The following is a 14,476-nucleotide window of genomic DNA, read 5'->3' as shown; positions in this document are numbered from 1 at the left end:
CGACGCCGTGTCACGGGGGACGAGGCGTGATCCGCGTCGTCCTCACGGTCCTCGTCGCCGTCGCGCTCCTCGCGGCCTCGATGCCGGCGCTGGAGGACGCCCGCGCCGCGACGACCGACGAGCGGCTCGGGACCGAGTCCGAGCGCGTCGAGCGCGCGATCGGCGGGCTCGCAGCCGGGTCGATGAGCGTGTCGGACCCCTCGCTCGCCGCGCGAACGACCGTGACGATCCACGCGCCGAGCGGGGTCACGGCCGCGCGGATCGACCGGCTCGCGCTCGTCGAGCCGGAACGCTCCGAAAACGCGTCCGGCGCCGCGCTCCGGTACCGAATCGCCGGCGGCCGCGACCGAACCGTCCCGATCGCTCCCGGGGCGACGGCCGCGACCGTCGAGGTCGTCGACGGGCCGATCGAGCTCCGGACGCGCGGCGAGAGCCGTCTGGAGCTCCGTCTCGTCGACGACGGCGGCCCGACCGTCGAGGTCTCGCGGGTCGGGTGAGGGTTTATATGCGATACCGCGGCCACGCCCGCCATGAGCTTCGATCTCCCCTCGCTGTCGTCGCTCGGGGCCGACGACGCGGCGCTGCGCTCGCTCCCGTGGGTCGACGGCGACGCCGGCGACTGCCGGTGTGACCCGTCGTTCAGAGAGCCGGTCGGCACCGGCGTCGACGACCGCGTGGTCCTCGCGGTCGACGCCGGCGACTGCCCCGGGCGCGGGGACCTCGCTGCGAGTCCCCCCTGTCTCGCGACGGTCGTGGAGGCGCTGACGGAGCGCGACGCCGACGTGGTCCGGACCCGCCACGCGGGCCGAGAGCGGACCTACGCCGGGCGGGCCGCCGCGTGTCTGATAGCCGCCGGGCGGTTCCGCGAACAGGTCGAGTTCCACGAGACGCGACTCGCGGACCGCGTGACCCGAGAGCCGATCGCGGCGGCGCGAGAGGCCGGCGGCCGCGAGGGACCGCCGAAGCGGATCGCCGTGGAGACCGGGCTGTCCGAGGCCGTCGCGAACGCGGGAGAGACCGGCGAGGTGCTCCGAGCGCACGCCGGGCCGACGATCGCGGCCACGCGCGTCGCGTCGTCACCGCCGCCGGGCGCGGCCCTCGTCGACCGGTGGGAGGTCGACACCGGCGCGACGGTGCGGCTGTACGAGGGGGCGGGACCGCTGCGGACGTACCACCTCACGCCTCCGTCGACGCGGCTCGACGACGAGGCCGTCGAGCGGCTCGCCGCGGCCAAAGACCGGCTGCTCGACGATCCGACCGGCGGGGACAGGGCGCCGGGGCGGGCGGTGCGATCGGTGGCCGCGGCGGGCGACCCCGTCTCGACGCTGGTCGACGTGCTCCGCCGACACACCCGCGGGTACGGCGCGCTCGAACACGTGTTCGCGGACGACCGCGTGAGCGACGCGACGCTGTCGGCGCCCGTGGCGGAGAACCCGCTCCGGGTCGTCGTCGACGGGGAGCGCTGTCGCACGAACGTCAGGCTGCCGCCCGAAGGCGCGGCCACGCTCGCGTCGCGGCTCCGACGGACGAGCGGACGGGGATTCTCCCGCGCGAGCCCGACGCTCGACGCGACGATCGAGGCCGAAGCCGGTCGCGTTCGGGTCGCCGCGACGACCGCCCCCGCCAGCGACGGCCTCTCCTTTACGTTCCGCCGCGGCGATCCGGACGCGTGGACCCTCGCGCGGCTCGCGGACGTCGGGACGATCACGCCGGCGGCCGCCGGGCTCCTCTCGGTGGCCGTCGAGCGGGGCGTGACCGGGCTCGTCGCCGGCGGCCGCGGCGCGGGGAAGACGACGGCGCTCGGCTCGCTCCTCTGGGAGCTACCGGCCGAGACGCGCTCGATCCTGATCGAGGACACGCCGGAGCTGCCGGCCGAGGCGGTGACCGAAGCCGGGCGAGACGTCCAGCGGCTCCGCGTGGGCGACGGCGCGGAGCCGTCGCCGAGCGAGGCGGTCCGGACCGCGCTCCGGCTCGGCGGCGGCGCGATCGTCGTCGGGGAGGTCCGCGGCGAGGAGGCGGCGGCGCTGTACGAGGCGATGCGCGTCGGCGCGGCGGGCGAGGCAGTCCTCGGGACGATCCACGGCGAGGACCCCGACGCGGTCCGGGAGCGTGTCGTCAGCGATCTCGGCGTCTCTCCGTCCTCGTTCGCCGCGACGGACCTGATCGCCGTGCTCGACGAGCACCGCGTCGAGACGATCGCCGAGGTCGTCGGGCACGACGGCGGGTCCTCGTTCGAGCCGCTGTTCGAGCGGACCGGGTCCGGGTTGGTCCCCACGGGGCGGATCGACCGCGGCGAGAGTCGGCTCGTCGAGTCGCTCGCGGAGACCGGTGAGGCGTACGCGTCCGTCCGCGAAGCCATCGATCGGCGCGGGAGGCGAATTGCTGCGGCCGCGAGATCCGGTCGAATCTCGCCGGAGCGCTACGTCGACTGCGACGGCGGCGATTCGCAGACGAGCGACGGTCGACTGGGGAACGACGGCTTCGGCGGTGCCGACCGATGACGGGTCCGGACGGGGATGTCGGCGGGACGCCGCGAGGCGGCACCGCGGACGATGAAGGGTCGGACGAGCTCCGGCGCGCGATCGCGTTCCTCGGCTGGGACGCGACGGCCTCTCGTGTTATCGAAGCGGGATACCGGGTCGGCGTGGGCGTCGGCCTCGCCTGCGCCGTCGTCGCCGCGTTCGTCGCCGGACCCGTTCCAGGGGTGCTGTTCGGACTGGCCGGCGGGCTGGGCGCCACGCACGCCGCCCATCGGGGACCGGTGTGGCTCGCCTCGCTCCGGCGGACTCGGGCCCTCGGGGCCGCGCCCGGACTCGTCGGCCGGCTGGTGTTGCGGATGCGGTTGGACCCCTCGACGGAACGGGCCGTCCGGTTCGCCGCGCGGACCGGCGACGGGCCCCTCGCCGACGGCCTCGCGCGGCGCGAGCGGGCGAACGCCGACGGGCCGACCAGCGGCCTCCGGGAGTTCGCCCGCGAGTGGCGGCCGTGGTTCCCGGCGATCGACCGGGCGGCGGCGCTCGTCCGAACGGCGGCGTCGGCGCCGCCGGAACGCCGGGGACGGTGTCTGGACCGCGCGCTCGATGCGACGATCGCCGGAACGACCGACCGGCTCGCCGCCTTCGTCGGCGAGGTCCGCGGTCCCGTCTCGGCGCTGTACGCCTTCGGGGTACTGCTTCCGCTCGCGCTCATCGCCCTCCTGCCGGCGGCCGCCGCGGCCGGTGTCCCGATCGGTCCCGGCGTCGTCGCGGCGCTGTACCTCGGGGTGCTCCCGGCGGGGTTGCTCGCGGCGTCGGCGTGGCTGCTCTCCCGCCGTCCGGTCGCGTTCGCGCCGCCGAACATCGACGGAGACCACCCGAATGTTCCGGAGCGGAGAGTTCACGCCGCAGGCGCCGGACTGGGGACCGGGGCCGTCGCCGCCGCCGTCGCGGCGCGGTTCGTCGCCGGGTGGGCCGCGCCGGTCGCGGGAATCGGAGTCGGCGCCGGCGTCGCGCTGCTCGTCGCCGTCCGACACCGCAGAGCCGTGCTGTCGAACGTCCGCGACGTCGAGCGCACCCTTCCCGATGCGATGACGGTGATCGGCGGCGACGTGGCCGAGGGCGTCGCCGTCGAGACGGCGATCGCGAACGCCGGCGAGCGGCTCGACGGCGCCACCGGGGAGCTGTTCGAACTCGCCGGGCGCCGGAGCGACACGCTCCGCGTCGGCGTCCGCGAGGCGTTCCTCGGGCGTGGCGGTCCGGCGGTTCCGGTGCCGTCGCCGCGGGTGCGAGGCGCCGTCGCGCTGCTCTCCGTCGCCGCGCGAGAGGGGCGGCCGGCGGGCGACGTGCTGCTCGAGCTCGCCGACCAGCTGGAGGACCTCCGCGAGCTCGAGGGCGACGCGCGGCGACAGCTCGCGACCGTGACGGGGACGCTGACGAACACCGCGGCGGTGTTCGCGCCGCTCGTCGGCGGGGCGACGGTCGCGCTCGCCACCGGCATCGACGCGGTCGACGCCGGGGGGCTCGGCGCCGGAGCGACCGCCGGTGCGGACGCGCTCGGCGTCGGCGGTGTCGGCGACACCGGCGCTTCCAGCGCCGGGACCGCCGGAACAGCCACGGAATCGTCATCGGGATCGGCCGGCGGAGCGCTCTCGATACCGGTGCTCGGCCGGATCGTCGGCGCGTACGTGCTGATCCTCGCGGCGCTGCTCACCGCGTTGGCGACCGGCCTCGAACGCGGGTTCGACCGGACGCTCGTCGCCTATCGGGTCGGGATCGCGCTCCCCACTGCGACCGCGACCTACCTCGTCGCGTTCCTCGGTGCGGGAGCGCTGCTGTAGCGAGGCGAGGGGGATCTCCGACCGTCTCTCGGGGCGATCCTTTAAGTGCGAAGCCGCGGCCAGCCGCCCCGTGTTCGAGACCCACCTCGACGCCACGTACGCGTGGCTCGGCCTGGCGCTGGTGAGCGTCGCGACCGTCGGCGTCGCCGCCGCGCTCCCGGCCTCTCCACCGCCGGACGCGAGCGGCGTCGCCCACACGATCGACTCGGTCGCCGACGGCGAGCATCCCGCGACGGCGGAGCACGGACTGGCCGCGGACCGCATTCGCCTCACGAGCCGATCGGTCGCGCTCGACGGCGGCGGCGGAACCGCGCGGGCGGCGCTCCGAGCGCCGCGGATAACTCCCGTGCCGACCCCTCGGGGCGGGACCGCCGACGCCGGCGGGCTCCGCCGAGTGCTCGGCGGGGTTCCGGCGGACGCGGCGTTCGACGATCCCGAGACGTTCGAAGCCGCCGCCGAGCGCGCCCGGTCGGGAGACCGCGAGTGGCGCCCGGCGCCGGATCGGCTGACGGTGAGACGCGTTCACTACGGAGGGGTCCATGTCACGCTCGTCGGGTGAGGAGTTCCTCCGCGGCGAGGGGAGCGAGAGCCGCGCGGCGGTCGAGCCGATCGCCGCCCTCGTCGCCGTGCTCGCCGTCGGCGCGGCGCTCGGGCTGTACGCGGCCGCGCTCGACGACGCGGCGCCGGACCGGGAGCGCCCGATCGCCGAAGCGACGCTCGATCGGGTCGAGCCGGCGGTGACGACGGGCGGCGTCGTCGATCCGGAGCGGCTGGGAAGCCTCGACGCGCCCCGGTCCGGCGCGACCGTCGCGATCGAGGCCGACGGCGAGCGGTGGGCGGTCCGGTCCGGCGACGGCGCGCCGGAGGCGGCGAGCGCCCGAGACGCGGTCGCGGTCGCCGAGCGCCCGGTGACGGTCAAGGTCGGGCCGGGACGGAACGTCCGCGGAACGCTTCGGGCGGTGGTGGCCCGGTGACTAGCACCGTGCTCGACGTGACGGTGCTGCTCCTCTGCGTCTCAGCGAGCGTCGTCGCGCTCGGTGCGGCCGGTGACGACCGCGCGGCGGCGGGAACCGAGGCCGCCGAGGTCGCCGATCTGGTCGCGACGGAGACGGTGACGGTGACGTACGCGTCGACCGAGGCGCCGAACGGGACCCGGACGGTCCACGCGACCCGCGCCGAGCTGTTGGGACTGGTAGCGGCCGGAGGCGGACGGGACGGTGAGGGACACGCCGCGAGAGCAGCGTTCGAGTCCGAAACGCTGGCGGCCGTCGAACGCGGTATCGGACCGCGGACGCGGATCGACGCGGAGGTCCGGGAGCCGAATCGGGACGCGAATGAGAGCGGCGGCGGAGCGGAGGAACTCCCGTCGGACGCCGCGGCCGGAGCGCCGCGCCGGAATCCGAACGAATCCGCGCTGCCGGCCGGACCCGGAGCGTGGGAGGTCGGTTCGGACGGAATCGGTCGAGATCCGGCCGGAGCGGCCGGCACTGGCGTTCCGTGGCGGCTCGGTCGGGAGGACGACGGCGACGAGAGCTCCGAAGCGGAGGGGCGGGGGACCGGGGCCGAGCCCCCGGAGCCGATCGCCGTCGGGAGCGAGCCGCCGCGGGGCGCCGACGTCACCGTCGCCGTGATCACGCATCCGGGGCCGAACGGCTCGGATTCGACCGGAACGGTCAGGATCGTGGTCAGGAGGTGGTGAGCGTGCGAGACCGGTCGCCGACCGGAGCCGCGCCAGACTGCGGATCGCGGTGTCGATCCTTCACCGTCGACGAGCGCGCTCGGGTCCCGTTCGCGCTGATCGGCGTGCTCCTGCTGGTGACGAGTTCGACGTACGCCGCGGGGATCGCCGATCAGGGGCTCGTCGGCGAAGACCGGAGCGTGGAGCGCGCCGTCGAGCGGGTTGACGCCGATTCGACCGCCGCGCTCAGGGCCGCGGCGCGTCGGGCGGCGCACGACGCCGCCGCGGAGCCGGTGACGCGGGCACCGACCGAGACGGCCAGCGATCCGGGAGGCGGACACGCCGCGACCGCGGTCAGAGACGAGTCCGCCTTCGAAGACGCGTTCCGGATCCGACTCGCCATCGCCGGCGCCGAAGCGCTGTCGGCCGTCGACGCCGATGTCGGCGGCGTGACGGCGACGGCGTCGCTCCCGGCGGTGGACGACCCGAGCGAGCTGGCGGCGGCGCGCGACCGGGTCCGCGTCGAGCCCGCCGCGAACGGAACGGCGACGCGCGTGACGTTCGAGGGGGTGGACACGACCGCGACGCGGAACGGACGCACGGTCGTGGAGCGAACGGAGGACCGGACGGTGGTGGTGGCCGTGCCGACGCTCGCGGCGCACGAGCGGACGGAGCGGTTCGAGGACCGGCTCGGTCGGGGACCGACCGAGGGACCGGGGCTGGGCCGCCAGCTCACCGCGAGCCTCTACCCGATGACGTGGGCACGGGGGTACGCCCAGTACGCCGGCGCACCGGTCGAGAACGTCCTCGCGAACCGCCACGTGGAGCTGTCGACCAACGCGGGGATCGTCCGGACGCAGCGGGACGTGTTCGGCGCGAGCGACCCGAACGCGCGCGGCGGAGTGGCACGCGCGACGGCGCGGACCGGAGCCACGGACCTGCTCGAACCGACCGGTGTCGACGAGGGGTCGTGGACGAAGGCCGTGCTCGACGCGCCGACGCCGGGGGAGACGGACGGCCCGGACGAAAGGGATGGTCCGGACGAAAGGGATGGTCCGGACGAAAGGGATGGTCCGGACGAAAGAGACAGTCCGGACGAAAGAAACGGTCCGGGCGGCCGACCGAGCGAGGACGCCGCGTTCCGAGACGAGGGCCCGACGGAGGAGCAAACGCCGGTCCCGATCGGCCGTGCGGCCGACGAGGGAGCGACGCGCGTCTACGACGATCTGGACGCGATCCTCGAGGACGCGTACCGAGTCGAGGCGAGCGTCGAGACCTCGACGACGCGGATCCACGACGGCGGGCGCCCGACGCCCCCGACGCCCGCTCCTTCGGAGTTCACCACCACCGGCGACTGGGAGCGCGTCGACCTGACGCGGACGGAGCGGTCACCGGTCGTCAGCGGGTCCGGCGTGCCTGAGGGCGTTCCGTCCGGGACGGTCGATCCCGGTGAGCGCGTCTCGTTCGGCGGCGCGACACGCGAGGCGACCGTCGAGCGCGTCGCGGTCGCGGAGTGGGAGCGGGTGTTCGTCGAGCGGGGGCCGAACGGGAGCGTCGTCGACGAACGGGTCCTCCGGACGACCACGCGCGACGCAGTGACCGACCGCTACCGGGTGCGGCTGTCGGTGTCGGGGGAGCACGCGCCGACCGACGAGGCGCCCGACCGAGCCGCCGCGACGTTCGGCGCGGGCGACGCGGCCGACGGCCCCGACCTGCGCGACGCGCCGCCGGCCGCTCGGAGCGATCTGGGCGTCGACACCGAGGGCGGCGTCGACCGGATCGCCGCGGACGCGGTCGGCGGCGGCGACGTTCGCGAGTCGACGACCGTCGTGGGGTCCCGCTCGTCCGGCGATCGAGACGCCGTCGCGGCCGACGTGGCCGCGCTCGCGAGCGACGTGCGCGACATCGAGACCGAGGCGTCGATGGAGGATGCCGCAGTCGGCGAGGCGGAACCGTACGTCGACCTCGCGGACGCGATCCGCGATCGGCGCGCGGAACTCGTCGACGCACCGCGGACGTACGACGGTGCCGTCGATCGGGCCGGCACCGCCGCCCGTGCCGCGTACCTCGACGCCGTGATCGACGAACTCGAAGGGGCCGCAGACGACCGTGAGCGCGCGACCGACGGATTCCTCGACCGCGTGAACGGCGCGTTCGACGGGCCAGACGTGGGCGACGCGCTCGCCAGTCGCGAGGCCGCTCGCGACTCCGGGACGTACGCGGTCGGCGAGGACGGCCCCGGCGGCGAAGTGACGTTCGCGCCGAACGGCTCCCCGGGGTACCTCCCGCGGACGACCGTCGACGGCGAGACCGTCGACGGGGTGGACGGAACGACGACCCGCCCGCTCGCGGTCCGGAACGTGAACTACGTCACCGTGCCGTACGGCGAGGTGTCCAGCGGCGTCGTCGATCGGATCCTCGGCACCGAAGACACGGTGCGGGTCGGCACCGCCGGTCGGTCGCTCCTGGTGGCGAACGACGCGCTGGGGGCCGGCGACGATCCGGACCTGCGGGCGGACCGAGACGCGCTCGCCCGACAGGTGAGTGGATCGCTGGACGAGGTCGACCGGGAGCTCCGATCGACGCTCCGCGTCCGGACTTCGCTGTCGCGCGACGAGCGACGCAGGGCGCTCGACGAGGCCGCCGCGAGCTACGGCTCGACCGGCGAACGCGCGGTCGCCGTCGGGAACGGGTCCTATCCCGATCGAGTCGCCGCCGAGGCCGCGGCCGTCGGGTCGCTGTCGCGGGCGACCGAGGAGGCGCTCGCCGCGAACCTGCGCGTCGCGACCCGGTCGGCGGCCGGGCGGGACGCGGTACGGGTTCCGACCCGGTTCGTCGACGAGACGACGAGCGGCGCGCGAGTGCTGCTCAGAGACCGGATGGAGAAGGCGATCGAGAGGGAGGCGGCGCGGGCGGGCGAGAAGGCCGCCGGGAGAGCGAGCGAGAAGGCGGTCGAGGAGCTGGGCGAGAAGTGGTCGCTGAAGCCCGCCCGGACGGTCGGCGCGGGGCTCCCGGTCGCGCCCGTGCCGGGGTACTGGGTGACGACGGTGAACGCCTGGCGCGTGCAGGTCCGGGGGGAGTATCCGCGGTTCGCGCTACGGGCCGACATCGGCGCGCCCGGAGAGCGCTTCGCGTACGTCCGGAGCGAGGGCGACGTGACCGTCGGCGTCGGCGGGGAGACGGTGCGGCTGGGCGAGACCGAACCGGTGGCGTTCGAGACCGAGACGGTGGTCGCCGTCGCGGTCCCGGCCGGACCGCCCGGCGTCGGCGACGTGGACGGGACCCGCGACGAGCGGTCCGGCGGCTGGCCGTGCCCCGGTGCGATGGGGGAAGCGACCGCGGGCGGCGAGGGCGAGTGTCGAGAATCGTGACCCGACCGCAGCCGTTTTGAGACGCCGCGACCGAGGGCGACCATGTTTCACGAGGTCGTCGCCGACGGCGCGACGGGAGCCGAACGCGACGCGGACGAGGTGACCGCGGCGGCGCTGCTGGCGTCGTTCGACGCGCTGGTGAGCGAGGCGCTCGCCGAGGTCGGACGAGATCGGATCACCGAGGAGACCGGGGTCGACGGCGCCGTCCTCGACGCCGTCGCCGACGGCAACGCAGCGGGGATCCGGCTCGAGGACGGGGCCGCGATCGTCGCCGTCCCGACCGACCGCGGCGGCGACGCCGTCGTCGCCGAGGTCCGCGACCACCTGCTGATGGGGATGGCGACCGCGGTGCTCGACGTCGACGCGATCGCCGCCGCGATCGACGCGGACCTCACGGGACAGGAGGTCCAGCAGGCCCTGGAGGGGCGCGCGCCGATGACGCTCGGCCAGCTCGCGGAGATCATGGCGGTCATCGAGCGGCGGAAACCATGAGGGTCGTCGTCGTCGGCTGCGGTTACGTCGGCCTCGAACTCGCCCGCCAGCTCGCCGAGCGCGGCCACGACGTGACGGGAGTGCGGCGGTCCGACGCGGGACTGGACGCGATCGAGTCGGTCGGGGAAGGGATCTCTGACGGCAAGGTGGACGCGGTCCGCGCGGACGCGACGGAGCCGGCGTCGCTCGACGCGCTCCCCGACGCGGACGCGGTCGTGTTCGCGGCCAGCTCCGGCGGCCGCGGCGCCGCGGCCGCCCGCGAGGTGTACGTCGACGGGCTCCGGAACGTGATCGAGGCGTACGGCTCGCGGACGGCGACGCCGGACAGGCTCGTCTACACCTCGTCGACGGGCGTGTACGGCGACCACGACGGCGCGTGGGTCGACGAGGAGACGCCGATCGAGCCCACGACCGAGAAGACCCGCGTCCTCGCCGAGGCGGAGCGGACCGCGCTGGAGACGGCGGCGGAGTTCGGGATCGACGGGACGGTCGCGCGCTTCGCAGGGCTGTACGGCCCGGATCGCTACCGACTCGACCGCTACCTGGCGGGCCCGGTCACGGCCGGCTATCTCAACATGGTCCACCGCGACGACGCCGCCGGGGCGGTGCGGTACCTCCTCGAAGCCGACCGCGCCCGCAGCGAGGCCGTTCTCGTCGTTGACGACGAGCCGGTCGATAAGCACGCGTTCGCCGACTGGCTGGCCGACGCATGCGGCGTGCCGCGTCCGGAGAAGCGGTCGAAGGCCGACCGGATCGCGGCCGGCGACCTCTCCGCGGCGGCCGAACGCCGGATCCGGACCAGCAAGCGCTGCTCGAATGACCGCCTGCGGACGCTCGGCTACGCGTTCGCCTACCCGACCTTCCGCGAGGGATACGGCGACGCGGTGCGGGCGTTTCGGGCGGCGAGCGAGTGAGGTCATCGCCGGCCGCGATCGGTCGGGGGCCGTCCGACGCGTCGTTGTCGCCGGGACGGAACGGTAACGAACCTTGATGTACCGGGAGCGAGTCGACCGGCACGTATGTGGTCCCTGAGCGTGGCCGACGACCGGCTCTCGCAGGCCGAGGCGCTGGCCCGGGAGAATCCGGAGCTCGCCGTCGTGGCCGCGATCGTCGCGCTGGTCGCGGCCGTCGGCGCGTACGTGCTGTTCCGCGCGCGCAGGACGCCCGGCGTCAGGTTCCGACGGCTGCTGGCCGACCGCGACGAGATCGCGGTGTTGATGCACCCGAACCCGGACCCGGACGCGATGTCGGCGGCGCTCGGCGTCGCCTCGCTCGCGGAGCAGCTCGACGTCGAGGCGACGGTCCAGTACCCGGGGCAGATCCGCCACCAGGAGAACCGGGCGTTCCGCACGGTGCTCGACCTGGAGCTGGACCCGATCGAACACGTGACGGATCTGGCCGCCGAGTCGGTCGTGCTCGTCGACCACAACGAGCCGCGGGGGTTCGCCGGCGCCGACGGCGTGCTCCCGCTTGCGGTCATCGACCACCACCCCGGCGACGGCGCCGGGGAGGCGTTCACCGACGTGCGGACCGACTACGGCGCGACCGCCTCGGTGGTCGCGGAGTACTTCCAGCAGAACGACGCCACGCCGGTCCCACCGGACAAGCACGCGAGCGAGACGGACAGCGACCTCACGCTTCCGACCGACACGGCGACCGGGCTCTTGTACGGGATCCTCACCGACACCAAACACCTCACCGTCGGCGCGAGCGAACCCGACTTCGCGGCCGCGGCGTACGTCTACCCCGGCGTCGACCAGGACCGGCTCGACCGGATCGCCAACCCCGCGGTCGACGCGGAGGTGTTGGAGGTGAAGGCGCGGGCCATCGCCGGCCGTCGGGTCGAGGGGTCGTTCGCGGTGGCCGACGTGGGCGGCGTGAACAACGTCGACGCGATCCCCCAAGCGGCCGACGAGCTGATCCAGCTGGAGGGGGTCAGCGCCGTCGTGGTGATCGGGGAGCGCGACGGGACGATCCACCTCTCCGGTCGGTCGCGGGACGACCGCGTCCACATGGGCAACGCCATCGACGCCGTCCTCTCCGACCGCGACAACGGCAACGGCGGCGGCCACTCGCGCATGGGGGGCGGGACGATCGGTCCGACGATCGACCCGACCGGCGAGGAGGGACCGGAGAGCGTGGACCGCGACGCGCTCGCCGACGACCTGTTCCGCGCGATGGCGGGCGACGTGTGACCGGCGGGCGACGTGTAACCGGCGGGCAGCCGATCGGACGGGAGCGATCCGACGGATCGGCCACCGAAAGTTAAGTCGACGGCGGCGAAGCCACGGGTATGAGCCCCGACATCCCGCTCCGGAACCTACCCACCGACGACGGCTGGCGCGCGCTCGCCGGCGTCGGCGTCGGCTACGCGATCGCGACCGGACTGATCTTCGCACTGCTCTTCGTCGCGCCGTACCTGGTGCTGCGAGCGCTGTAGTGACTGGCGATTAGCGACGAGTTCGAACGACCGGCGAGCGCGCAGAAAATCAAAACCCGGTAACTCGGAGGTCGGCGACGACGGGCCGCGTCAGGCGAACGCCAGCGAGTCGTCGGCGCCGGACTCGTCATCCGTCTGGAGCTTCTCGTGGGCGCCGAGGAAGTCGTCGAGGGTGACCTCGGTGCGGTCGTCGCGGATCGCGAACATCCCGGCCTCCGTGCAGATGGCCTTGATGTCGGCGCCGGAGGCGTCCGGGGTCATCTCGGCGAGCTCGGTGAAGTCGATGTCGCTCGCGAGGTTCATCTTCCGGGTGTGGATCTGGAAGATGATCTCGCGGCCCTCGGTGTTCGGCTTGGGCACCTCGATGAGGCGGTCGAAGCGGCCCGGGCGGAGGATGGCGGGATCGAGCATGTCGAAGCGGTTGGTCGCGGCGATGATCCGGACCTCGCCGCGCTCGTCGAAGCCGTCCATCTCGGAGAGCAGCTGCATCATCGTCCGCTGGACCTCGGCGTCGCCCGAGGTCTTCGAGTCCGTCCGCTTCGAGGCGATCGCGTCGATCTCGTCGATGAAGAGGACCGCGGGCTGGTTCTCGCGCGCGACCTCGAACAGGTCCCGGACCAGCTTTGCGCCCTCGCCGATGAACTTGTGGACGAGCTCGGAGCCGGCCATCTTGATGAAGGTGGCGTCCGTCTCGTTGGCGACCGCCTTCGCGAGCATCGTCTTCCCGGTGCCCGGCGGCCCGTACAGCAGGACGCCGCTCGGCGGCTGGATGCCCACGTCCTCGAACATGTCGGGGTGTTCGAGCGGCATCTCGACGGTCTCGCGGACCTCCTGCATCTGGTCTTCGAGCCCGCCGATGTCGGCGTACGTGACGTCGGGGGAGTGCTCGACCTGCATCACGCGGGCGCGCACGTCCGTCTCCTTCTCCAGCTTCTTGACGACGGACAGCGAGTTGTTCACCGCGACCCGGTCGTCCGGGTCGAGCTTCTCGCGCATCTCGGCGGTGATCTCCGTGAGCGCCTCCTGGTTGTTCCCGTGCTGTTTGATGACGGCGCCGTCGGGCGTGATCTCCTGGACCGTCGCCACGAACAGCGGGGACTGCTTCAGCTTCTTGTTCTCGTGGGTGAGCCGTTCGAGCTTCTGCTGGTACTTGTTGTTCTCGGCGTTCGCGTCGAGGAGCTTGTCGCGCATCTCCTCGTTTTGGGACTCGAGCTCGTCGAGCTCTTCCTGGAGAGACTCGATCTTCTCCTGTCTCGACGCCGACCCCTCGTCGTAGGGCAGCTCGACGTCGTCGACGGTGTCTGTCATTGTGCGTAATAAAGCGTCTCGCGGGTAAGAGGTTTCGGGTGGGGGAGAGATACCGGGGTGCATGCGTCTACTTGATGCCTAGTAGTAATAAAACAGGATAGTAAATATTATCTAACGGCATGAATAAGGAGGAACCACGCATGAGTGCCACCGACGCCGTCACCGCCGACGAGGACATCATGGATCGCTGGAGCGCCGTCCGAGACCTGCCGCCGAGCGCGAAGCTCGTCGCGAAGGTCCTCGACTACAACGACACGCTCACGCAGAGCGAGCTGGCCGAGGAGACCCTGCTCCCGCCCCGGACCGTCCGGTACGCGCTCTCGCGGCTGGAGGAAGAGGACGTCGTCGACTCCCGGTTCTCCTTCGCCGACGCTCGGAAGCGGCTGTACACCCTCTCGGTGTAGACTCCGGGCCGAAGCCGTCACGTCCCCCTCGTTTCTCTCCCTCCGCGGAGCCACCGCTTATCAGCGATAGCGACCCCAGCCCGCCCATGGTCTCGACCGTCGCCGTCAAGCGGGCGCTCTCCGCGCTGGCGAGCCGCACCGACACCGCGACCCGACCGTCCGTCGCCGTGATCGACGAGGCGGACGCCGCGCGCGCCGACCTCCGGCGGGCCGCGGCGTTCGTCGACGCCGACGGCCTCGACCGACTGGACGACGCGATCGCCGCCGCCGAGCGCGACGGCGACGAGGCCATCGCTGAGCGCGGGCGGGAGGCGCGCGCGGCGTTCCGACGGTTCCGCGAGGCGGCCGCCGACGGCGGCTCGGGCGAGGGTGGCGACGGGCGAGCCGACGGCGTCGCTGGCGACACCACCGAGTAACCCGCCGGACCACTTCCGCCCCGCCCCCGGAACCCCTAAACCCGATACCGGC

The 14,476-nt window shown here is 73.7% G+C and carries 14 protein-coding genes; 13 read left to right on the top strand and 1 reads right to left on the bottom strand.

The window, feature by feature from the left end:
- Window positions 1-26 precede the first annotated feature (26 nt).
- From JIN95_RS00165 to JIN95_RS00115, 11 genes are all read left to right on the top strand, one after another.
- A complete protein-coding gene (locus JIN95_RS00165; RefSeq protein WP_200530171.1) occupies window positions 27-497 on the top strand; it encodes a hypothetical protein in 471 nt (156 codons plus the stop codon).
- 33 nt (window positions 498-530) lie between these two features.
- Window positions 531-2,501, top strand: coding sequence for an ATPase, T2SS/T4P/T4SS family (locus JIN95_RS00160; RefSeq protein ID WP_200530170.1), 1,971 nt, complete (start codon window positions 531-533; stop codon window positions 2,499-2,501).
- A complete protein-coding gene (locus tag JIN95_RS00155) occupies window positions 2,498-4,315 on the top strand; it encodes a type II secretion system protein (protein ID WP_200530169.1) in 1,818 nt (605 codons plus the stop codon). Before JIN95_RS00160 ends, JIN95_RS00155 begins: the two co-directional genes overlap by 4 nt.
- A gap of 70 nt (window positions 4,316-4,385) precedes the next feature.
- Window positions 4,386-4,874, top strand: coding sequence for a hypothetical protein (locus JIN95_RS00150; RefSeq protein WP_095635528.1), 489 nt, complete (start codon window positions 4,386-4,388; stop codon window positions 4,872-4,874).
- A complete protein-coding gene (locus tag JIN95_RS00145) occupies window positions 4,855-5,289 on the top strand; it encodes a hypothetical protein (protein WP_200530168.1) in 435 nt (144 codons plus the stop codon). Before JIN95_RS00150 ends, JIN95_RS00145 begins: the two co-directional genes overlap by 20 nt.
- Complete coding sequence (locus tag JIN95_RS00140) at window positions 5,286-6,014, top strand: hypothetical protein (RefSeq protein ID WP_200530167.1); 729 nt, start codon at window positions 5,286-5,288, stop codon at window positions 6,012-6,014. Before JIN95_RS00145 ends, JIN95_RS00140 begins: the two co-directional genes overlap by 4 nt.
- Window positions 6,008-9,364 (top strand): hypothetical protein, encoded by a 3,357-nt coding sequence (locus JIN95_RS00135; RefSeq protein ID WP_200530166.1) that lies wholly within the window; start codon window positions 6,008-6,010, stop codon window positions 9,362-9,364. The genes JIN95_RS00140 and JIN95_RS00135 overlap by 7 nt, the downstream gene beginning before the upstream one ends.
- A gap of 42 nt (window positions 9,365-9,406) precedes the next feature.
- Window positions 9,407-9,856: a DUF5791 family protein gene (locus JIN95_RS00130; RefSeq protein ID WP_095635532.1), complete on the top strand. Its 450-nt coding sequence runs from the start codon at window positions 9,407-9,409 to the stop codon at window positions 9,854-9,856.
- Complete coding sequence (locus JIN95_RS00125) at window positions 9,853-10,770, top strand: NAD-dependent epimerase/dehydratase family protein (RefSeq protein ID WP_200530165.1); 918 nt, start codon at window positions 9,853-9,855, stop codon at window positions 10,768-10,770. Before JIN95_RS00130 ends, JIN95_RS00125 begins: the two co-directional genes overlap by 4 nt.
- 105 nt (window positions 10,771-10,875) lie before the next feature.
- Window positions 10,876-12,051: a DHHA1 domain-containing protein gene (locus JIN95_RS00120; RefSeq protein WP_200530164.1), complete on the top strand. Its 1,176-nt coding sequence runs from the start codon at window positions 10,876-10,878 to the stop codon at window positions 12,049-12,051.
- Between the two features lie 98 nt (window positions 12,052-12,149).
- Window positions 12,150-12,296 carry a hypothetical protein gene (locus JIN95_RS00115; RefSeq protein WP_198951480.1) on the top strand — a complete coding sequence of 49 codons (147 nt, stop codon included), beginning with the start codon at window positions 12,150-12,152 and terminating at the stop codon, window positions 12,294-12,296.
- A 90-nt stretch (window positions 12,297-12,386) separates the two neighbouring features.
- Here the strand turns inward: JIN95_RS00115 and JIN95_RS00110 are convergent, their stop codons facing one another.
- A complete protein-coding gene (locus JIN95_RS00110) occupies window positions 12,387-13,604 on the bottom strand; it encodes a proteasome-activating nucleotidase (protein ID WP_095635535.1) in 1,218 nt (405 codons plus the stop codon).
- Between the two features lie 140 nt (window positions 13,605-13,744).
- Here JIN95_RS00110 and JIN95_RS00105 point away from each other — a divergent pair, with 140 nt between their 5' ends.
- Together JIN95_RS00105 and JIN95_RS00100 are read left to right on the top strand one after the other, a co-directional pair.
- The gene (locus JIN95_RS00105; protein WP_200530163.1) at window positions 13,745-14,008 is read left to right on the top strand and encodes a helix-turn-helix domain-containing protein; all 264 of its coding nucleotides are present in this window, start codon (window positions 13,745-13,747) and stop codon (window positions 14,006-14,008) included.
- A gap of 86 nt (window positions 14,009-14,094) precedes the next feature.
- Window positions 14,095-14,424, top strand: a complete 330-nt coding sequence (locus JIN95_RS00100; RefSeq protein ID WP_200530162.1) for a hypothetical protein — start codon at window positions 14,095-14,097, stop codon at window positions 14,422-14,424.
- Window positions 14,425-14,476: the final 52 nt, after the last annotated feature.

This window comes from Halorubrum sp. LN27, from assembly GCF_016635065.1.
In the GTDB taxonomy this organism is placed as follows: Archaea; Halobacteriota; Halobacteria; order Halobacteriales; family Haloferacaceae; genus Halorubrum; species Halorubrum salipaludis.
Note: the sequence above shows the minus strand (reverse complement) of the source record. Positions and strands in the feature narration are given on the sequence as shown.

Coding starts and splice junctions, on each gene's coding strand:
- JIN95_RS00160 (WP_200530170.1), top strand. CDS start 531: ATGAGCTTCGATCTCCCCTCGCTGTCGTCGCTCGGGGCCGACGACGCG.
- JIN95_RS00155 (WP_200530169.1), top strand. CDS start 2,498: ATGACGGGTCCGGACGGGGATGTCGGCGGGACGCCGCGAGGCGGCACC.
- JIN95_RS00145 (WP_200530168.1), top strand. CDS start 4,855: ATGTCACGCTCGTCGGGTGAGGAGTTCCTCCGCGGCGAGGGGAGCGAG.
- JIN95_RS00130 (WP_095635532.1), top strand. CDS start 9,407: ATGTTTCACGAGGTCGTCGCCGACGGCGCGACGGGAGCCGAACGCGAC.
- JIN95_RS00125 (WP_200530165.1), top strand. CDS start 9,853: ATGAGGGTCGTCGTCGTCGGCTGCGGTTACGTCGGCCTCGAACTCGCC.
- JIN95_RS00120 (WP_200530164.1), top strand. CDS start 10,876: ATGTGGTCCCTGAGCGTGGCCGACGACCGGCTCTCGCAGGCCGAGGCG.
- JIN95_RS00115 (WP_198951480.1), top strand. CDS start 12,150: ATGAGCCCCGACATCCCGCTCCGGAACCTACCCACCGACGACGGCTGG.
- JIN95_RS00110 (WP_095635535.1), bottom strand. CDS start 13,604: ATGACAGACACCGTCGACGACGTCGAGCTGCCCTACGACGAGGGGTCG.
- JIN95_RS00105 (WP_200530163.1), top strand. CDS start 13,745: ATGAGTGCCACCGACGCCGTCACCGCCGACGAGGACATCATGGATCGC.
- JIN95_RS00100 (WP_200530162.1), top strand. CDS start 14,095: ATGGTCTCGACCGTCGCCGTCAAGCGGGCGCTCTCCGCGCTGGCGAGC.